Below are 17,961 nucleotides of genomic sequence, written 5' to 3'. Positions count from 1 at the left end.
ATGCGGCAGAGCCTATGAATCGACAGCTTCTCAAGAAAACGCTGATCATCGCGCACGACCTGATCATGACCGCGCTTGCCGTGGTCGCGACTTTTTCCGTGCGCTTCGAGGGATGGCAGCTCGAAGAGCGCCTGCACTACCTGCCCCGGTTCCTGCCGCCATTCCTGGTCCTGGCGGGTCTGGTCTACTGGTTTTTCCAGCTCTACCGTTCCAAGTGGCGCTTCGCGTCCCTGCCCGACCTGTTCAACATTTTCCGAGCGACCACCGTTCTCGCGCTGGTGCTTCTCATCACCGATTACGTCCTGGTCTCGTCCCAGCTTTCCGGCTTCTTCTTCGGCAAGATCTCGATCGCCCTTTACTGGCTGATCCAGATGTTCCTGCTGGGCGGTCCGCGGTTGGCGTTCCGCTATTTCAAATACGCGCGTTCGCGCAACGTGCTGGAGCGCGATGCCAACGTGCCGACGATGATTCTCGGGCGCGGCACCGATGTGGAAGTGATCCTGCGCGCCATCGAATCCGGCACGGTGAAGAAAATTCAGCCGAAGGGCGTCCTGTCCTTCCGCTCCGACGATCTCGGACAATCGATTCGCGGCGTCCCGGTGCTCGGCACCTTCGTCGATCTCGATCAGGTCGTGCAGGATTTCCAGGAGCGCGGCACGCCGATCCGCCGTCTCGTGGCGACCCCGAGCGCGCTCGCACCCGAGGCGCATCCCGAGCAACTGATCGCGCGCGCGCGCCGTCTCGGCCTGCCGCTGGTACGCGTCACCAGCATCGGCGAAGGCATGCGCGATGCGGAACTCGCGCCGCTCGAGATCGAGGATCTGCTGTTGCGCCCGACCGTGCAGATCAACCGCACGCGGCTTGAAAACTTCATTCGCGGCAAGCGCGTCCTCGTCACCGGAGGCGGCGGCTCCATCGGCTCCGAGATCTGCACCCGCGTCGTCGCCTTCGGCGCGAGCGATCTGATGATTCTCGAAAGCTCGGAGCCTTCGCTTCACCACATTCTGGAAAATCCGACGCTGCTCAACAGCGACACCAATGTGGATGGCGTCATCGCCGATGTGCGCGATCGCGATCGCGTGCTGCAGGTGATGAAGGATTGGCGTCCCGACGTGGTTTTCCACGCAGCGGCGCTGAAGCATGTGCCCTATCTCGAAACCAACTGGACCGAGGGCATCAAGACGAACGTGTTTGGCACGGTGAACGTGACGGACGCGGCTGTTGAAGCGGGTGTCGGCGCCATCGTCGTCATCTCCACCGACAAGGCCATCGAGCCGGTATCCATGCTCGGTGTCACCAAGCGTCTCGCGGAAATGTACGGGCAGGCGCTTGATGCGGAATTCATGGGTCGGGGCGGCGCGACCCGCATCATCGCGGTGCGCTTCGGCAATGTGCTCGGCTCCGTCGGCTCCGTGGTGCCGAAGTTCAAGGCGCAGATCGCGCGTGGCGGTCCCGTCACCGTCACGCATCCCGACATGGTGCGCTATTTCATGACGACCCGAGAGGCGGCGGATCTCGTGCTCACCTCCGCGTCTCACGCGGACAATGAAGGCCGCGCCTTGGCCGAGAGCGCCAACAGCGACGAGCGCGCGTCGGTCTATGTGCTGAAAATGGGTCAACCGGTGCGCATCTACGAACTGGCCGAGCGCATGATTCGTCTCGCCGGCTACGAGCCGGGCGAGGACATCGACATTCAGGTGTCAGGCACGCGCCCCGGCGAGCGCCTGCACGAAATTCTCTTCGCCCGCGAGGAGCCGCGTACTGAGATCGGCATCGATGGCGTCATGGCGGCAAAGCCGGTCTTTGCGGATCGCGCCAAGGTGCATGAATGGTTGGAAGGTCTTCGTCAGGCGCTCGCGAACCTGGATCGCGCGGCAGCCGAGCGGGTGTTCGAGGATGCGATCCCGGAATTCAAGCGTCGTGCGCAAGCGATGCCTTCGCCAGTCGCGCCAGCCCTTGCCGCGTCGCAACAGACGGTGACCAGCCGAAGTGCATGAGAGCGTTCGGGCTCGCGACCAGCGATCCCGCCAGACGCTCATAGGCCTCGCCCCGACCGGTCAGTTGGGCGGCCGCTTTCAGCAAGGAAGGCGGGAACGGGATCAAGCCGGGTGCACGGCCGAGGCCTTGACGCAGGGCCGCGATCATCTCAGGAATCGTCACAGGCTCGGGGTCCGCCACGATGAAGGGGCGTCTGATCGAGCCTTGTGCTTTCAGCACGGCTTCCACCGCACCGGAGAGATTATCGAGGGACAGGAGCGAGCGGCGGCTCTTCAGGCTGCCGAGAGGCAAGGGCCAACCGGAGCGCGCGAGCGAAACAAGCGAGGCCATGTTGCCCTTCACGCCGGGCCCGTAGACAAGCACCGGGCGCAAGGCGACCCAGTCGATTCCCAACTGCGCCAGACCCTGCTCCGCTTCGAGCTTCGAGCGGCCGTAAGGATCGGTCGGCCCGGGAGCCTGTTCTTCCGTCAGCACAACATCGGAGACCGGGCCGCTCTGAGCGCGGATCGAAGACAGAAACACGAAGCGCTTCACGCCCGCGCGCTCGGCTCCTTGAGCCAGTGCCAAGGTGCCTTGCGTATTGATGGTCCGGTAATCGTCTTCCGGGCGACCCGACATGGCGTGGGCGAGGCCGGCCGAATGGATCACCGCGTCCACGTCGCGCAAAGCGGCGCTCATGTTCTGCGGCGAGGCGATGTCGCCGATCACGGCACTCGACGCTCCTTCCGGCACTTCGGACGGGCGGCGCAACAGAACGCGCACGCGAAAACCCTGTCGCGGCAATTCACGCAGGAGATGCCTGCCGATGAAGCCGGTGGCGCCGGTTAAAGCGATCAGAGGCGCATTCATCGGGCGATCTCCAGACGCGGTTTCGAAAAACGGATCAGAAGAGCGCAAACCAGAACGATGCCGACGAGAAGACAGATGATCTGCACCACAATCGAGGGCTGAGCGATGGTGAGCGCGGCCAAGCCTGCGAGCAGGATGTTGAGTGAAAACACATGCGCGCTGACGGCGAGCGCCGAGAAGCCGTTATCGGTGGCCTTCTGATAGAAATGGCTGCGATGCGCCTCCCACACCTTTTCGCCGCGCGCGAGACGACGCAGCAAGGTGGTGGTCGCATCCAGGAGATAGTAGAGCGGCAGAAGGAGCGCAGCGGCGAATGCACCGGAACCGGCGAGTTCCAGCAGCATCCATCCCACCAGAAGGCCGATGGAAAGCGATCCCACATCGCCGAGAAAAAGCCGCGCAACCGGTTTGTTGAAGGGTGCGAACCCGAGAAGCGCACCGCAGAGCGCGCCAGCCAGCAGGGCGGTCTCAATCGGAAGCAGGCCGAAAACGCCGAGCCCCGCAATGAAGGCTGTGATCGGGATCATTTCAGCGACCGTGATCCAATCGAGCCCGTCCATGAAATTCACGAGATTGACGAACCACACCCCCGCGAAGATGAGAACGGCCTTCTCTATGATCAGCGGAACGGAATCCGAAAAGACGCGGATATTCGGGTCCGCCACAATGGCCCAGACGCCGACGAATTGCATTGCAAGGCGCGCGCTCGCCGGAAGCGGTCGAATATCGTCCGCCGCCCCGATCACACCGAATGCAATGGCCGCGAGGGCGACAATCATGAACGGCATGAGCGGAAGCGCGAGCCATGCGGAAGCGAGGGTCGCGACAGCAAGCGTCGCGGCAAGAATAGCAATGCCGCCGCCCTGTGGTGTCGGCACCTTGTGGCTCGAACGGGCGTTCGGGCGTGCGAGTGCGTAACGCACGAGAAGCGGTTTCAAAGCGACGATCAGCAGCGCGGAAAGAAGGGCCGATGCGAGAAGCGAGAAAAGAATCGGCATGTCAGACGCCGTGGTATTCGCGGAACCACGCCGCGAAACGGTGGATGCCTTCGGAAAGCGTCGTGCTTGGCGAGAAACCGACGTCGCGGCGCAGATCCGACACATCGGCACGGGTTTCGAGCACGTCGCCGGGCGGCAGCGGTCGCTCGATGCGTTCCGCCTTGCGGCCGAGTTCGTGCTCGATCAGTGCGATCAGGGTGTTCAGTTCTTCCGGGTGGTCGTTGCCGATATTGTAGATGCGGTGCGGCGCGGAGCTGGTGGCCGGATCGGCATGCTTGGCGTCCCAGGCAGAATTCGCCACGGGGATCCGCTCGATGACCCGCACGATGCCTTCGACGATGTCGTCCACATAGGTGAAATCGCGCCAGACCTTGCCCGCATTCGCCACTTCGATGGGCCGTCCTTCGGCGATGGCGCGGGTGAATTTATAAACCGCCATCTCGGGCCGCCCCCACGGTCCGTAGACGGTGAAGAAACGCAGGCCTGTCGCAGCCAGGCCGAAAAGATGGGCGTAAGAATGCGCCATCATCTCATTGGCTTTCTTCGTCGCCGCGTAGAGACTTACCGGATGGTCGGTGGCGTCGTGCTCGGAGAACGGCAACTTCCTGTTCGCCCCGTAGACGGAACTGGACGAGGCGTAGATCAGATGCTCGATGAGGTCATTGCGGCAGCATTCGAGCACGTTGAGAAAGGCCACGACGTTCGAAGTCGCGTAAGGCTGCGGATCGACGAACCGCACACCGGGCTGGGCTGCCAGATGGACGACGCGCTTGGGCTGGTGACGCCGGAACAACTCTTTCGTCGCCGCCGCATCGGCGAGGTCCATGCGCTCGGGGATGAAGGCGTTGTGAAGTTTCAGGCGCGCGAACCGCGCTTCCTTCAAAGCCACATCATAATAGGGTGTGAAATTGTCGATGCCGACCACGAGATGCCCGTCGCGCAAAAGCCGCTCGGCGACGTGAAACCCGATGAAGCCGGCCGCGCCGGTGACGAAAATGGGGGCAGTCATCGGAGATGGAGCTCGCCTAGAGCATGATCAGAACAAGTGGAAACCGGTTGTTCGCCCGGATCATGCTGAATCTAAAGGAACGAGTGCTTGATCGTGTTTCAATGAGACATGATCAAGCACGAGTGGATCGACCCCCGAGCTTGGTTACGCTCGCCGGGTGGCGGGCACCTTAACGGCCTTGTCCTGAACTGCAACCGGTTCCACGTCGCGAGGTGAGAAGGCCAGCGCCTGGCGCTCGCGGGCGATGAAGGCGGTCGGCATCACGGCCTGCATGGCCTTCTCCGTGGCCCGCAGATAATCGTCGTCGTGACCGGGGTAGAGATGGAAGATCGCAAGCTCCTTCACGCCGGCGGCTTGGGCGAGGGCGACACCCTTCTCCCAGGTGGAATGACCCCAACCGACGCAGTTGCCGTATTGGGCCTCCGAGAACATGCCGTCATAGATGATGAGATCGACTCCGCGCACGAAGGCCGCAAGGGCCGGATCGGGCCACGGATCGGAATGTTCGAGATCGCTGATGTAGCAGACGCTGCGGCCCGCATGGTCGAAGCGGTAGCCCGTCGCTCCGCCGGGATGGTTGAGCGGATGGGTCCGCACCTGAGCGCCATCGGCGAAGGTGAGCGTTTCGCCCGCCTTGAAACCCTGATGTTCCACGCGGGCGGGCATCTGATCGAGGCGGATGGGAAAGAGCGGCGGCGAGAACAGGCGGTCGAGGGCCGCTTTCGCGGTTTCGCCTTCCAGATTGCCGCAATAGGTGCGGATCACCCGTTCATTGTCGAGGATCACCGGCTTGAAGAAGGGGAAGCCGCCGACGTGGTCGAGATGAAGATGGCTGAGAAGGATGTCGATTTCCTTCGGGGCCGATCTGCCGAGCGCATCGCCCAGAGCCGAGAGCCCGGTGCCGGCATCCACGATGAAGAGACGCTCGCCGCAGCGGATTTCGACGCAAGGGGTATGGCCGCCGAACTCGACGAATCGGGGACCGGACGCGGCGGTCGAGCCACGCGTGCCCCAGAATCGGACCTGAAGCGGTCCGATGAACGATGAACTCCCCCTCATCATGACATGAACATGGTTATTTCTCGGCCCGACGCATGTGCGTTAGCGCACATCAACGCCGAAATTAAGCCAGTTTGTCGTCAAAGTCATGCCGGTTCGCTTTCCAGCCGGCGAATCCGGCTCTCGAGGCTCGGTTCCCCTCGAATGAAGCGGATGATGGCGTCGAAGGGAGGGGCGTCCATGGGCTCGGAAATCTCCGGCGTGACCACGATCAATCCGCGACCGGCGAGAGATCGACGCAAATCCGCCACCAATTTGTCCGCCGCGGGGCCCGGCAGGCCGTCGAGCGCGCGGGCGACCACGAGAATGTCGGGCTCGCGGATCAGGCAGCGGACAAGATCGATGGCGGCGACTTCGGTGAGGGTCAAATCGCCACCGCCGGCGTCAAGAGCGCTGTTAAGGCCGATTCGCGCCACGCCCGCATCGAGCCCGCGCTCGGTCAGAACCCGGCGGATCACGGCCTGCACGGAATCGTCCGCGCCCGCCTGATCGGAAGCGATGCGGCCGAAGAGCAGATTGTCCTGCACATTCGCCGCCGTGCAGATGCGGTTGGCCTCATAGAACTCGATGGACGGTTGCAGGCTCGCCGGCAGCATGCGGGTGAAATCCGCCCGCGCGACGAGGATGCGCCCCTGCATGCCCTCATCGAGCAGGCCGAGACGGTGACGGCTCTCGTTGTAGCGCAAGGAAAGCCCGATCAGGCGCTCGCGGTCGCTGGCCGAGGTTGCGCGGCGCTTCTCGTTGCGACGGGCGACAAGATCCTCGAAATAGGCACGATCGGCCGCGGAGAAGAACGAGAAACGCGCAAAGAGCGGATGTCCGTCCGGAATTTCGGCGAAGATCTCGATCATGCTGGTGGCGATGGAAAGGCCCATCCGTGCCAGCGGCTTCGTGAGATCGGTGGCCTCCAGAATGGCCCGGATGAAGGGGTGCGAGGCGAGGCGATCTTCGCGGAACGTGTCGCCGACCGGTTTGCCGAACAACAGGTTCTCGCCGATCGTCGCATGGCGATTGTAACGCGTGGCGTCGAAGGGATCGACGAAGCGGTCGAGACCTTCCGCGATGAGCGCCGCCTGAACGGCCCGGCGCGATTCCACGATGGAGGCGGCGAGCTTCGGCTCACGCTCCGGGTTGAAGGTCGAGGCGAGGCCCCGCGCGTGGGTCACCCGGTCGAGCCTGGTGATGGCAATCGCGTCGGCGAGGCGCTGGTCGAGATCGTCGGCGGCTTCCGAGCCGTAGATGAGATTGTCTCGCAAGGTGCCCGGAAGCAGGACAGTCTCCCCGGCAAAAGCGATCCGCTGTGCGCGCGACAGGGAATCGGCCGCGACGAGATCGATCCCGCCATAGGTGAGGTGGCCTGTCGAGGGCGAAAGCTGGCCGCCGATGAGCGCCGCGAGCATGTGCGATCCCGAATCGCCGTTGCCGACCAGGGCCACATGGGACGGGAAGGGAAGCTCCAGGTTGACGCCGGAAATGCGCCCGCCGCTCGCGGGATCGTAGGCCGAGACATTCCGTGCGACGAGGTCGCCGTCCTTCGGCAGCTTTTCCTTCGCAACCCGCCTGTCCCGCGTCTGCAGGGCGGCGAGATCGTGGGCGATGTCGGAGAGGAGCAGGCGCGCGCGGTCCAGAACCCTTTGCCACTGAACCACTTCGCGCACGCCGAAGGCCGCAAGAGAGGCGGCCAGTACACAGGCGACGAGGGTTCCGGGGGTAAGATTATTGGCGCTTGACCAGGCGCCGACGCCGAGAACGGTGAGCGGCGCGAGGAGCAGGACGATGCTTGTCGCCGCATCCGCGAAGGCGAGGCGCCGCTCTTCGTCCTCGACCGGGGCATGGCCACTCGCCAGAGCCTGGCTGACGCAGCGGGTCTCATAGGGTGCGGTCGCATGGGCGTGGACGGCGGGAAGCCGCTCGATCACGCTCGCGAAATTCTCGGACACCGCCGTGCCTTCACGTTGACGCGCCCGCGCGGCCTGAAGGCGCAGATTGAGCCGGTGTGCGCACAAGACGGCCCCGATGACGAGCATCATTGCCAAACAAAGTCCGAGCCGCCATCCAGACACGACGGTGAAGGCGACACTGACGCCGATGACGCCCCACAGCTTCAGCGTGGAGATGAGAGCCGCCCCGAATACGTTGCTTTCCCGCGCCAGCGTCTCGCCGACGAGCAAGGTCGCCTCCGCGGCTTCTTCGCGCGTGCCCGGTGAGGCGCCGAGCACGGCGCCGAGCACGGTTCTCCGCAAGCGCTTGAGGACACCTGTTCCGACGATGCTGACGAGCCAGCTCACGGCGCTCAGCACGAGGCCGATCAGAACCGGAATCGCGATCACCATGCCGATGGCGACATCGCGGAAGGTCCCTGCATCGAGGACGAAGCCTTCGAACAGAATGAGAGATTCCGGATGAAACCCGGCGGGCGTGGAGATCCCGATACGCAACAAATGTCTCGCGACATCGGCAGGGGCGGGCTGCATGATCTCGTTCACGAGGGCGCGCACGAGATCGAATTCAAGCGCCAGCAAGGCGCCCGCCGAGGCGAGCAGAGCCATGGCGAGAATGTGGATGATCGGGCTCGTTTTCCAGGCAAGGCGAAGCGGATCGCGCTCCATGGGACATCCTGAGAGAGGGCGGTGCCGCGACGTTAGCCAAGCCGGGGCACATCGGCTAGATGCCCGATTGAGAAAAATGAAATCCGGTTTTCTGATGAAATCATGCAGCATCAGAAGGTTAGAGGGTAAAGTCCCCTCAAGATGGAGATCGCAAACCCGGCTCGCCAGGAGGTTAGGCTGTTGCGACATCCGTGCCGTTGCGCGCGTGAAGCCTGAGGGTAGTCTCTTCAGCATGACCGATTCGCCGATCCGAATTTCCTCGCAGCAGCCGATTCTCGCGCCCGATGGCCGTCAGTCGCTCATGGCCTCCGGCGTGCAGCGTGGGGTGCGCCGTCTTTTCGGGCAGCTTGGTCACGTGACGATCCCGGAATTGACGCTCGCCAACGGTCGCCGGGCCGATCTCATGGCGCTCGCACCCGATGGCGCGCTGATCATCATCGAGATCAAGTCGAGCATCGCGGATTTCCGCGCCGACAGGAAATGGCCGAACTACGAGGATTTCTGCGATCGGTTTTATTTCGCGATTCCCGATACGGTGCCGGTGGAGATTTTGCCGGAGGATCGCGGTTTGATCGTTGCGGATTCCTTCGGCGCGGCCATCATGCGCGAGGCGGCCCACCATCCCTTGTCCAGCGCACGACGCAAAGCCGTGACCCTACGCTTCGCGCGGGCGGCGGCGTCCGTTCTGCACGCGCTCGCCGACCCGGATGCGGTGATCGACGGGCATTTGTAGGATGCACGACACAGCCTCACCCAGGCCGTCTCGAAGGGCGAGGCGGCTCCAGTGCCCGCTGGACCCTCCTTCGAGACGCGACCTTGCGGTCGCTCCTTAGCGACGCGCGGTTCGAGACCGCGCGGCTTGGCATGGACGAGTTCCGCCTAACGCGGCGCGCGCTTTGCCAGAATCCTTTGCAACGTGCGGCGGTGCATGTTGAGGCGGCGTGCCGTTTCCGACACGTTGCGGCCGCATAGCTCGTAGACCCGCTGGATATGCTCCCAGCGCACCCGGTCCGCCGACATGGGGTTTTCCGGCGGCACGGCCCGTTCTCCGGGGGCTGCCATCAGGGCCGCGTGGATTTCGTCGGCGTCGGCGGGTTTGGCGAGGTAATCGAATGCGCCCATTTTCACGGCGGTCACGGCGGTCGCGATATTGCCGTAGCCGGTGAGAATGACGCCGCGTGCGTCGGGCCGGCGATTTTTAAGGCGTTCGATCACGTCGAGGCCGTTGCCGTCGCCAAGCCGCATGTCGATCACCGCGAAAGCGGGCGGCTCGGTCTCGATCGCGGTAAGCCCGTCCGCCACGCTTTCCGCGACGCGGACCTGATAGCCGCGCGCCTCCATGGCGCGTGCCAAACGCGTGGAAAAGGGGCGGTCATCGTCGACGATCAAGAGGCTCTTGTCGGCACGATCTTCGAACGCCACCGGCGCATCGGCCTTCAGAACATCTCCTTGCATGTCGGAGGACTCCCAAACTAGAGCATGATCAGAACAACCGGTTGTTCGCCCGGATCATGCGGTATCGAAAGAATCGAGAGTTTGATCACGTTTCAACCTGAAACGATCAAACTCTAGAGCGACAGGGTTCGAGACCCGATATAGGAATGCTTGCCCTCCTCTATCAGGGTTCATCTCTCGGACCCCTGCGGCAATATTGCCGCACCCCTTTCAAACGTATGACGCGGCCAAACGATCCGCGCGATAGCCCCTTTTCCCGGGGGGCTCGCGTTCACGAATGTGAGTTGCGCGCCGGACCGCTCGATCAGGGTCTTCGCGATGAACAGGCCAAGCCCGAGGCCGGAGGCGATTTCCTCCTCGTCTTGACTACGCTCGGCGGCGCTCCGGGTGGTCACATAGGGCTCGCCGAGGCGCAGCAGAATTTCCGGCGCATAGCCCGGTCCGTCGTCGCGGACTTCGATGAAAACCTCATCCTCGGTCCAGCTGGCTTCCACCATCACCTTTTCGTGAGCGAAGTCGGCTGCGTTATCGAGAATGTTGGACAAGCCATAGACCACGCCGGGGTTGCGGCGTCCCATGGGCTCGGGCCCCTCTCCGGTCGTGACGATTTCCATGTCGATGTCGAGCATGCGTTGCGGCGCGACGATTTCTTCGACCAGATGGCTCAAGGAAATCGTTTCGAGAAAATCCGCCGTATCCTGCCCCATCGAGGTCAGCTTGGTGAGAATCGTGCGGCACCGCTCGACCTGCTCGCGCAGAAGCTTGAGGTCGTCCGCGATGGGGCCTTCCTTGGGCAGGTCGTGATCCAGTTCCTTGGCGACGAGCGCAATGGTGGCGAGCGGCGTTCCGAGTTCGTGCGCCGCCGCCGCCGCCAATCCGTCGAGCTGCGAGAGATGTTGTTCGCGGGCCAGCACCAGTTCCGTCGCCGCGAGTGCTTGCGCCAAGAGCCGCGCTTCTTCGGCGACGCGCCAGGCATACATTCCCGTAAAGGCGATTCCGAGAAGGATCGCGGTCCAGATTCCCATGACATACGGAAACGGGATGTCGAGCGCGTGGCGTGGGAACCAGGGCAGTGGGCGATGGACGAGGATCAGCAGCGTGGCGCAGGCGACCGCCAGCAATCCGAGCCCCAGCGTTCGCACTGGAGTCAGCGCTGTCGCGGAAATAAGCACCGGGGCCAGAAACAGGACGGAGAACGGATTCTGCAAGCCGCCCGTGAGGTAGAGCAGCGAGGCAAGCTGCAAAATATCGAAAGCGAGCAGCAAGGTCGCGGAATTGTCGCTGAGCCGGTGGCTTGCGGGAAACTGGATCCGCAGCAGCAGATTCACCAGAACGGACGCCGCTATGGCGATGAAGCACGGCACGAAGGGGAGCGGAAAACCGAACCCGAAGCGAACGCCTGCGACAGCCAGCGACTGACCGGTGATGGCAAGCCAACGCAGCCTGACGAGAGTGTCGAGGCGCAGCTGGCGCGCGTTGCGAGCAAGATCCTTCGGTTTGATTTCGACCATCTGCAAAGAGGATAGGGCTCTTCCTCTCCCTTCCAAGGAATAAACTCAGGGTGAATGCTCAAGTCTCATACATTAATCTTGACCATGCGACCCTAAACACCATTGCATAACGCCTTGAGAACTCTCATTTTACGATTCGGGTCGAGGATATTGCCCGGCTTCGCATTTTGATTCGCGGAGGAAATCGGGTCCCGGCCTCGGGGGTTTTGTCGATGAATCTCGCCTATTGTTGGTACGAAGCTGCTCATTGGATGCTCAGTCCCGCCCGTGTCGCAACGGATGTGACCAAGCGCCTTTTTGACGATCCCAGCAACCCCCTGAACAGCACAGCTTACGGACGAACGGTCTCCGCGGCCTGCGAGCTTTTCGAGCGCACCACCCGGCGCTATGGCAAGCCGGCTTTCGGCTTGGAGACGACAATCGTCGATGGCAAGAAGGCGGCCGTGACCGAGCGCGTCGTATGGGAGCGCCCCTTCGGCCGCGTGATCGCGTTCGATCGTGCGGTCAAGCTTTCCAAGCCGCAACCGAAACTTCTCATCGTCGCCCCCATGTCCGGGCACTTCGCGACCCTGCTGCGCGGCACGGTCGAGGCCTTTTTGCCGACTCACGAGGTCATGATCACCGATTGGGCCGATGCCCGCATGGTGCCTCTGAGCGAGGGCCGCTTCGACCTCGACGATTACATCGATTACCTGGTCGCCATGTTCCGCACCCTCGGGCCGGAACTCAACGTGCTCGCGGTCTGCCAGCCGGCGGTGCCGGTGATCGCCGCCATCGCGCGCATGGAGGCCGAGCAGGATCCCCTGACCCCGGCCACGGCCGTTCTGATGGGCGGGCCCATCGATACGCGCCGCTCGCCGACCGGCGTCAACCAATTGGCGGAAAAGCGCGGTATCGCGTGGTTCGAGCGCCATTGCATCACGCAGGTGCCCCCCGCCTATCCGGGCGTCTGGCGCTCGGTCTATCCCGGCTTCCTGCAGCTTTCCGGCTTCATGGCCATGAATTTCGACCGGCATGTGAACGCCCATTGGGACATGTTCAATCATCTGGTCGACGGAGACGGCGATTCGGCCGAAAAGCATCGGGATTTCTACGACGAGTATCTGGCGGTCATGGACCTGACCTCCGAATTCTATCTTCAGACCGTCGACAAGGTGTTCGTGCGGCATGAACTGCCCAAGGGCGATATGCTGCATCGTGACAAGCCGGTGGATCTCATGGCGATCCGCCGCTGCGCCCTGATGGCGGTCGAAGGCGAGCGCGACGATATCTCCGGCGTCGGCCAGACGCTCGCGGCTCTCGATCTCACTTCGAATCTGTCCTCGGACAAGAAGCTTTATCACCTCCAGCCTGGCGTCGGTCACTATGGGGTCTTCAACGGGTCCCGCTTCCGTGCGGAAATCGTTCCTCGAATTGGTGAATTCATTAAGAATCACGCGAGAACAAACACCGCGCGGTAGTCAAGAGCCGACGGCGTCTCGGGAGCGATTCCCGCCAGCGGCAAACGGCTGCGCTGACATCGGCCGCGCTTCGGGGCACATTGCGGACATGAAATTCGCATTGTTCCGCCGCGTTCCCGCGGACCCTCCAGCCTTGAAGGTTTTTCACGCCGGGCAGTCCTTCCAGGTGGCCCTGCGTCGCCGTCCCACGGCCAAGCGCATTACGCTTCGCGTCTCCAACGCCACCGGCGAAGTGGTGCTCACGATTCCCGAGCGCACCGATCTCGGCATCGCCCAGCGATTCGCGGACGGCCACGGCAGCTGGATCGCCACGCGCCTGTCCAAGGTGCCCGCGCGGGTGCTGTTTCAACCCGGCGCGCTGGTGCCTCTGCGCGGCGTTCCGCACAAGGTCGTGCACTGGTCGAACGTCCGCGCGCGCACGCGCGCCACAACGGGGGAGAACGGCGAGCCGATCATCGCGGTGTCCGGCGAGTTGCCCCATGTGGCCCGCCGCATTCAGGATTTTCTCGAAGTCGAGGCGAAGAAGGACTTCGCGGAAGCCGTGAAACAACATACGGCCGCGCTTGGGGTCGTCGCCAAGCGCATCACCGTGCGCGACACCCAAAGCCGCTGGGGCTCCTGCTCCGCGCGGGGGGCCTTGAGCTTCTCCTGGCGTCTCATCATGGCGCCGCCCTTCGTCCTCGATTATCTCGCGGCGCATGAAGTGGCGCATCTGCGCGAGCTGAACCATTCGAACCGCTTCTGGTCCCTGGTCTACGGGATCTGCCCGCGTACGGACGAGGCGGAGAACTGGCTCAAGGTCTACGGCAGCGCCTTGCATCGCTTCGGGTGAGCGTGACAGGACTTCGGTTTGGCTTTAAGCCCGTCGCGGTCCTCCTTTCCGGTTCCTGATGCTCAAGCCCGATACTCTCGCGCTCACTGCCGTTCTGGCGCTTCTGACCGCGCTTGGTCCGTTGTCCACGGACATGTACCTGCCATCCCTGCCGGCGATCGGGAGCGCCTTGCAGGCGACGGATGCGCAAGTTCAGCTGACCCTCTCCACTTTTCTCCTCGGCTTTGCGGCAGGACAGTTCTTCTATGGGCCGATTTCCGATCGGATCGGGCGCAAGCCCGTTCTGTTGTTCGGGCTTGGGCTTTTCACTCTGGCAAGCGCGGCCTGCGCTGTAGCGCCTTCTATCGAGACCCTGATCGCCGCCCGCTTCCTGCAGGCCCTCGGGGCGTCCGGTCCCATCGTTCTCGGGCGCGCCATCGTGCGCGATCTTTACGATGGCGCCCGCGCGGGCCGGGAACTCTCGCGCATGGGCATGATCATGGGTGTGGTCCCGGCCATCGCGCCGGTGCTCGGCGGTGTTATCGGAATCGCCTTCGGGTGGCGCGCCTCCTTCGTCCTCACGATTTTCTGCGGCCTTGCGTTGGCTGGTGTCGTCGCGTTGCGCATGCCCGAGACCATTCGCGTCCGTTCCTCGTCGGCACTCTCGGTGCCTGCCATGCTGCGCGGCTTCGCGCAGCTTCTGAAACATCGCGGCTACCGGGTCTATGTCGGCCTTTCCATGTTCGCCTATGGCGGGCTCTTCGCCTTCATCTCCGGCTCGTCCTTCGTGTTGCAGGGTGTCTACGGCCTGAGCGAATTGCCGTATGCCTTTTCCTTCGGCTTCGTGGTGATGGGTTATATTCTCGGCACGATACTTGCGCAGCGTCTCATTGGACGGCGCGGCCTCGACGGCACTATCAGGCTCGGTGTGATCTGCCTTGCCGCCGGGGGTATCGTGATGCTGACCCTCGTCGGATTCGGCGTGCCTTCATCGCTCGCGGTGAGCGCGCCGATGGCGATCTATGGAATTGGCGTCGGCCTCACCATGCCGCAGGCCATGGCTTGCGCGATGATGCCTTTCCCGGATCGCGCGGGCGCGGCCTCCTCACTCCTCGGGATCTGCCAGATGACTTTCGCAGCGTTTTTGGGAGTCGGGCTCGGACGGTTTCTCGGCGGTTCCGCCCTGCCGCTGCCGCTCGCTATCGCCATGACGGGATCCCTGGCCCTGATCCTTTTCGCCTCGACGGCGAGAGCACGTACCAGGGATTAGAACGGCATATGTCCTGACGTTCGACATGGCATCATCAAACCCGTCCGGATCATGCTCTAGAGTTTGATCGTTTCAGATTGAAACAATCAAACTCTCGATTCTTTGATGCCGCATGATCCGGGCGAACAACCGGATTCCACTTGTTCTGATCATGCTCTAAAGCCCGAACAACCGCTCGAAGAAATTCTTCTCGCCGCGTTTCTGGGTCGGTGGAATCCAGGCGCTTTCGCGTTGGGCGGTGGCGATCGTCTGGCCCGGAACGCCTGCAACCGGCACATCGCCGGGCAAGCGATCGAGACCGGGAAGCGGCACGGGCTGCTGGTTCTTGAGCGCCGTCTTCATGAAATTGTGCCAGACTTCCGTTGGCAGGTTGCCGCCGGTCACGCGCTTGGTCAACGTGCCGTCATCGTTACCGAGCCAGACGCCCGCTACGAGGCTGCCCGAGAATCCGACGAACCAGGCATCCTTGTAATCCTGCGTCGTGCCGGTCTTGCCCGCGAGCGTCCAACCGGGGATCTGCGCCTTTTGCGCGGTGCCGATGACGAACGTGTTGTGCATCATCTCGTTCATCATCGCGACAGCATTGGGCTCGATGACGCGACCGAGACCGCCACCGGGCGGACGCTGATAGAGCACCTTGCCATCCGTCGTCTTCACCTGCGCGATGACATAGGGAATGACGCCGTCGCCGCCATTGGCGAAGGCCGCATAAGCGGTCACGAGTTCGAGCGGCGTCACTTCCGAAGTGCCGAGAGCCAGCGACGGATTGGCCTGCAGGGCCGAGGTGATGCCGAGTCGCTGCGCCGTCTGCACCACGGCCTTCGGGCCGACTTCCAGATTGAGCTTTACGGCGATGGTGTTGAGGGACAAGGCCAACGCGTCGCGAAGCGCCATCGGCCCGCGATAGCCCCGGTCGTAGTTTTCCGGTTGCCAGCCCTTATAGCTCACGGGGCTGTCGTCCCGGATCGTGTCGGGGGTCAGGCCGCGCTCGATGGCGGTGAGGTAGACGAAGGGCTTGAAGGACGAGCCCGGCTGGCGGTGCGCTGCCGTCGCGCGGTTGAACTGGCTCGCCTCGTAGTTCCGCCCGCCGACCAGGGCTTTGAGCGCGCCGTCCGGCTGCATGGCGACGAAGGCGCCCTGGCTCACGTTGAACTTCTGGCCCTTGCCGTCGAGCTCCTCCACGAGAACACGCTCGGCGGCGCCCTGCAGGCTCGGTTCGATGGTGGTCGACACCACGATGTCGGATTCGATGGTGCCGACGAAATCGTCGAGCACGTCCATCACGTAATCGGCGGCGTAGTTGGCCGAACCCGCACCCTTGGGGCGGACCGGCTGAGCGGGCGCGCCGAGCGCGGTCTTGGTCATGCCCGGCGTGATGAAGCCGAGGTCGTTCATGGCCGCGATGACCAATTCGCTGCGATCCTGCGCCGCCTTCGGATTGCGATTGGGTGCGAGCCGCGACGGAGCCTGGACGAGGCCTGCCAGAACGGCGGCCTCCGCGAGCGATACGTTGCGGGCCGACTTGCCGTAATAGCGCTGTGCCGCTGCCTCGACGCCATAGGCGCCCGAGCCGAAATAGACGCGGTTGAGATAGAGTTCGAGAATCTCGTTCTTGGTGTAGTTGCGCTCCAGCCAGAGCGCGAGAATCGCCTCCTGAATCTTGCGCGAGGCGGTTCGTTCCTGGGTCAGGAACAGGTTCTTGGCGAGCTGCTGGGTCAGCGTCGAGCCGCCTTGCATGCTGCCGCGGGACGTTACGTTACGCACCATCGCGCGGGCGATGCCGATGGGGTCGACGCCGAAATGGTCATAGAAGCGTCGGTCTTCGATGGCGACGAAGGCATTCGGCAGGTAGGGCGGCAATTCCTTGATCGAAACCGTGCGTCCGCCGGTCTCGCCGCGATTGGCGAGAAGAGAGCCGTCGCCAGCCATGATGGCGATGTTCGGGGGGCGTTTCGGCACCGTGAGCTGGTCGATGGGCGGCAGTTTCGAAGCGTGATAGGCCACGACGCCGCCTACCGCGATCAGGCACCAGAGGCCGAGCACGACACCCGCATAGAAGAGCTTGCCCAGAAGGGAGCGACCGCCACGGCGCTTCGGCTTTTTCGAGCGCCGCGCGCGAGGGCGCGTCGGCTTCTCGTCATCGCCGTCTCGCGATGCGCGCTTGCGTGTCATGGGTGCCCCGGCCCTGTCCTCAGGCGAGAGGCGGAAATCTCCATCTCTCGCATCGGCGGCGGGCGTCTCGAAAACCGGCTCGCGCCGATTGCGTCCGTTCGCCACGTGCTTCCTCGTCTTCACGGGACCTGTATCATAGCCCCACGGTCGTGGAGCAACGTAATTGTGGCGGTTTAAGGGGCGGTTAAGCGCGAAGGGGCGAATGGGGGGTGGCGAATGGCGAATGGTTGTTGGTTAGTCGTTCGTCGTGGAGATCGCGCAACACGCGGGTCCCTATCAACTCAACGACCGACCGCTCGCCCCTTCACCCTACGTCAGCGTAAAATTCATCGTGATCTCGGCATTGAGTACCTTCGAGACCGGACAGTTCTTTTCCGCTGCGCGGGCGAGTTCCTCGAATTTGGGCTTGTCGATGCCGGGCACCTTCGCCTGAAGAGTGAGGGCTGATTTCGAGATCTTGAAGCCCTGGCCTTCCTGCACGAGCGAGACCGCAGCTTCGGTCGCCAGTTCCGTCGGCGTGAAGCCCGCGCCCTGAAGCTGGAAGGCGAGCGCCATGGTGAAACAACCCGCATGGGCGGCTGCGATCAACTCTTCCGGATTGGTGCCCTTCTCGTTCTCGAAACGGGTCTTGTATGAGTAAGGCGTTGAGGACAGGACGCCGGAATCGGATGTGAGCTGGCCGGTTCCATCCTTGCCGCTGCCCTGCCAAACGGCTTTTGCCTTACGCTCCATGATCGTCTCTCCTGCTTCGGTTGAAGGC

At 63.2% G+C, this 17,961-nt stretch carries 14 protein-coding genes; 5 read left to right on the top strand and 9 right to left on the bottom strand.

The genetic code is table 11. The features are described from left to right. Nucleotides 1–14 precede the first annotated feature (14 nt). Nucleotides 15–1,997 (top strand): SDR family NAD(P)-dependent oxidoreductase, encoded by a 1,983-nt coding sequence (locus AB4072_RS11820; RefSeq protein ID WP_441968139.1) that lies wholly within the window; start codon nucleotides 15–17, stop codon nucleotides 1,995–1,997. Here AB4072_RS11820 and AB4072_RS11815 read toward each other — a convergent pair. The 5 genes from AB4072_RS11815 to AB4072_RS11795 form a co-directional block, all read right to left on the bottom strand. Next, nucleotides 1,912–2,847 carry an NAD-dependent epimerase/dehydratase family protein gene (locus tag AB4072_RS11815; RefSeq protein ID WP_441968138.1) on the bottom strand — a complete coding sequence of 312 codons (936 nt, stop codon included), beginning with the start codon at nucleotides 2,845–2,847 and terminating at the stop codon, nucleotides 1,912–1,914. The genes AB4072_RS11820 and AB4072_RS11815 overlap by 86 nt on opposite strands. Beyond that, nucleotides 2,844–3,845 (bottom strand): glycosyl transferase, encoded by a 1,002-nt coding sequence (locus tag AB4072_RS11810; RefSeq protein ID WP_441968137.1) that lies wholly within the window; start codon nucleotides 3,843–3,845, stop codon nucleotides 2,844–2,846. Before AB4072_RS11810 ends, AB4072_RS11815 begins: the two co-directional genes overlap by 4 nt. 1 nt (nucleotide 3,846) lies before the next feature. Further along, the gene (locus tag AB4072_RS11805) at nucleotides 3,847–4,854 is read right to left on the bottom strand and encodes an NAD-dependent epimerase/dehydratase family protein (RefSeq protein ID WP_441968136.1); all 1,008 of its coding nucleotides are present in this window, start codon (nucleotides 4,852–4,854) and stop codon (nucleotides 3,847–3,849) included. Nucleotides 4,855–4,998: 144 nt separating this feature from the next. Then, nucleotides 4,999–5,916 carry an MBL fold metallo-hydrolase gene (locus AB4072_RS11800; protein ID WP_441968135.1) on the bottom strand — a complete coding sequence of 306 codons (918 nt, stop codon included), beginning with the start codon at nucleotides 5,914–5,916 and terminating at the stop codon, nucleotides 4,999–5,001. 83 nt (nucleotides 5,917–5,999) lie between these two features. Continuing rightward, nucleotides 6,000–8,522, bottom strand: a complete 2,523-nt coding sequence (locus tag AB4072_RS11795) for an ABC transporter ATP-binding protein (protein ID WP_441968134.1) — start codon at nucleotides 8,520–8,522, stop codon at nucleotides 6,000–6,002. Between the two features lie 232 nt (nucleotides 8,523–8,754). Between AB4072_RS11795 and AB4072_RS11790 the strand changes: the two genes are divergently transcribed. Further along, nucleotides 8,755–9,255, top strand: coding sequence for an MmcB family DNA repair protein (locus AB4072_RS11790; protein ID WP_441968133.1), 501 nt, complete (start codon nucleotides 8,755–8,757; stop codon nucleotides 9,253–9,255). Between the two features lie 146 nt (nucleotides 9,256–9,401). Here AB4072_RS11790 and AB4072_RS11785 read toward each other — a convergent pair whose 3' ends face one another. Next, nucleotides 9,402–9,977, bottom strand: coding sequence for an ActR/PrrA/RegA family redox response regulator transcription factor (locus AB4072_RS11785; protein WP_441968132.1), 576 nt, complete (start codon nucleotides 9,975–9,977; stop codon nucleotides 9,402–9,404). A 170-nt stretch (nucleotides 9,978–10,147) separates the two neighbouring features. Next, nucleotides 10,148–11,488: an ActS/PrrB/RegB family redox-sensitive histidine kinase gene (locus AB4072_RS11780; RefSeq protein WP_441968551.1), complete on the bottom strand. Its 1,341-nt coding sequence runs from the start codon at nucleotides 11,486–11,488 to the stop codon at nucleotides 10,148–10,150. Between the two features lie 212 nt (nucleotides 11,489–11,700). Between AB4072_RS11780 and AB4072_RS11775 the strand changes: the two genes are divergently transcribed. The 3 genes from AB4072_RS11775 to AB4072_RS11765 all read left to right on the top strand — a co-directional run bounded on the left by AB4072_RS11775 (nucleotide 11,701) and on the right by AB4072_RS11765 (nucleotide 15,029). Further along, nucleotides 11,701–12,948, top strand: a complete 1,248-nt coding sequence (locus AB4072_RS11775; RefSeq protein WP_441968131.1) for a polyhydroxyalkanoate depolymerase — start codon at nucleotides 11,701–11,703, stop codon at nucleotides 12,946–12,948. Nucleotides 12,949–13,036: 88 nt separating this feature from the next. Then, on the top strand, nucleotides 13,037–13,780 hold the full coding sequence (locus AB4072_RS11770) for a M48 family metallopeptidase (RefSeq protein WP_441968130.1): 744 nt from the start codon (nucleotides 13,037–13,039) through the stop codon (nucleotides 13,778–13,780). A 58-nt stretch (nucleotides 13,781–13,838) separates the two neighbouring features. After that, on the top strand, nucleotides 13,839–15,029 hold the full coding sequence (locus AB4072_RS11765; protein ID WP_441968129.1) for a multidrug effflux MFS transporter: 1,191 nt from the start codon (nucleotides 13,839–13,841) through the stop codon (nucleotides 15,027–15,029). A 156-nt stretch (nucleotides 15,030–15,185) separates the two neighbouring features. Here AB4072_RS11765 and AB4072_RS11760 read toward each other — a convergent pair whose 3' ends face one another. Next, complete coding sequence (locus AB4072_RS11760) at nucleotides 15,186–17,306, bottom strand: transglycosylase domain-containing protein (RefSeq protein WP_441968128.1); 2,121 nt, start codon at nucleotides 17,304–17,306, stop codon at nucleotides 15,186–15,188. 204 nt (nucleotides 17,307–17,510) lie between these two features. Next, on the bottom strand, nucleotides 17,511–17,933 hold the full coding sequence (locus AB4072_RS11755; protein WP_441968127.1) for an OsmC family protein: 423 nt from the start codon (nucleotides 17,931–17,933) through the stop codon (nucleotides 17,511–17,513). Between the last annotated feature and the right edge of the window lie 28 nt (nucleotides 17,934–17,961).

The organism is Microvirga sp. 2MCAF38 (assembly GCF_052115485.1).
Taxonomy (GTDB): Bacteria; Pseudomonadota; Alphaproteobacteria; order Rhizobiales; family Beijerinckiaceae; genus Microvirga.
This window is presented reverse-complemented; position numbering and strand designations above follow the sequence as displayed.

What these genes read in the sequence shown, in the direction of transcription:
- AB4072_RS11795 (WP_441968134.1), bottom strand. Translation starts at nt 8,522, where the DNA reads ATGGAGCGCGATCCGCTTCGCCTTGCCTGGAAAACGAGCCCGATCATC.
- AB4072_RS11770 (WP_441968130.1), top strand. Translation starts at nt 13,037, where the DNA reads ATGAAATTCGCATTGTTCCGCCGCGTTCCCGCGGACCCTCCAGCCTTG.
- AB4072_RS11800 (WP_441968135.1), bottom strand. Translation starts at nt 5,916, where the DNA reads ATGATGAGGGGGAGTTCATCGTTCATCGGACCGCTTCAGGTCCGATTC.
- AB4072_RS11765 (WP_441968129.1), top strand. Translation starts at nt 13,839, where the DNA reads ATGCTCAAGCCCGATACTCTCGCGCTCACTGCCGTTCTGGCGCTTCTG.
- AB4072_RS11820 (WP_441968139.1), top strand. Translation starts at nt 15, where the DNA reads ATGAATCGACAGCTTCTCAAGAAAACGCTGATCATCGCGCACGACCTG.
- AB4072_RS11785 (WP_441968132.1), bottom strand. Translation starts at nt 9,977, where the DNA reads ATGCAAGGAGATGTTCTGAAGGCCGATGCGCCGGTGGCGTTCGAAGAT.
- AB4072_RS11790 (WP_441968133.1), top strand. Translation starts at nt 8,755, where the DNA reads ATGACCGATTCGCCGATCCGAATTTCCTCGCAGCAGCCGATTCTCGCG.
- AB4072_RS11780 (WP_441968551.1), bottom strand. Translation starts at nt 11,488, where the DNA reads ATGGTCGAAATCAAACCGAAGGATCTTGCTCGCAACGCGCGCCAGCTG.
- AB4072_RS11815 (WP_441968138.1), bottom strand. Translation starts at nt 2,847, where the DNA reads ATGAATGCGCCTCTGATCGCTTTAACCGGCGCCACCGGCTTCATCGGC.
- AB4072_RS11755 (WP_441968127.1), bottom strand. Translation starts at nt 17,933, where the DNA reads ATGGAGCGTAAGGCAAAAGCCGTTTGGCAGGGCAGCGGCAAGGATGGA.
- AB4072_RS11810 (WP_441968137.1), bottom strand. Translation starts at nt 3,845, where the DNA reads ATGCCGATTCTTTTCTCGCTTCTCGCATCGGCCCTTCTTTCCGCGCTG.
- AB4072_RS11775 (WP_441968131.1), top strand. Translation starts at nt 11,701, where the DNA reads ATGAATCTCGCCTATTGTTGGTACGAAGCTGCTCATTGGATGCTCAGT.
- AB4072_RS11805 (WP_441968136.1), bottom strand. Translation starts at nt 4,854, where the DNA reads ATGACTGCCCCCATTTTCGTCACCGGCGCGGCCGGCTTCATCGGGTTT.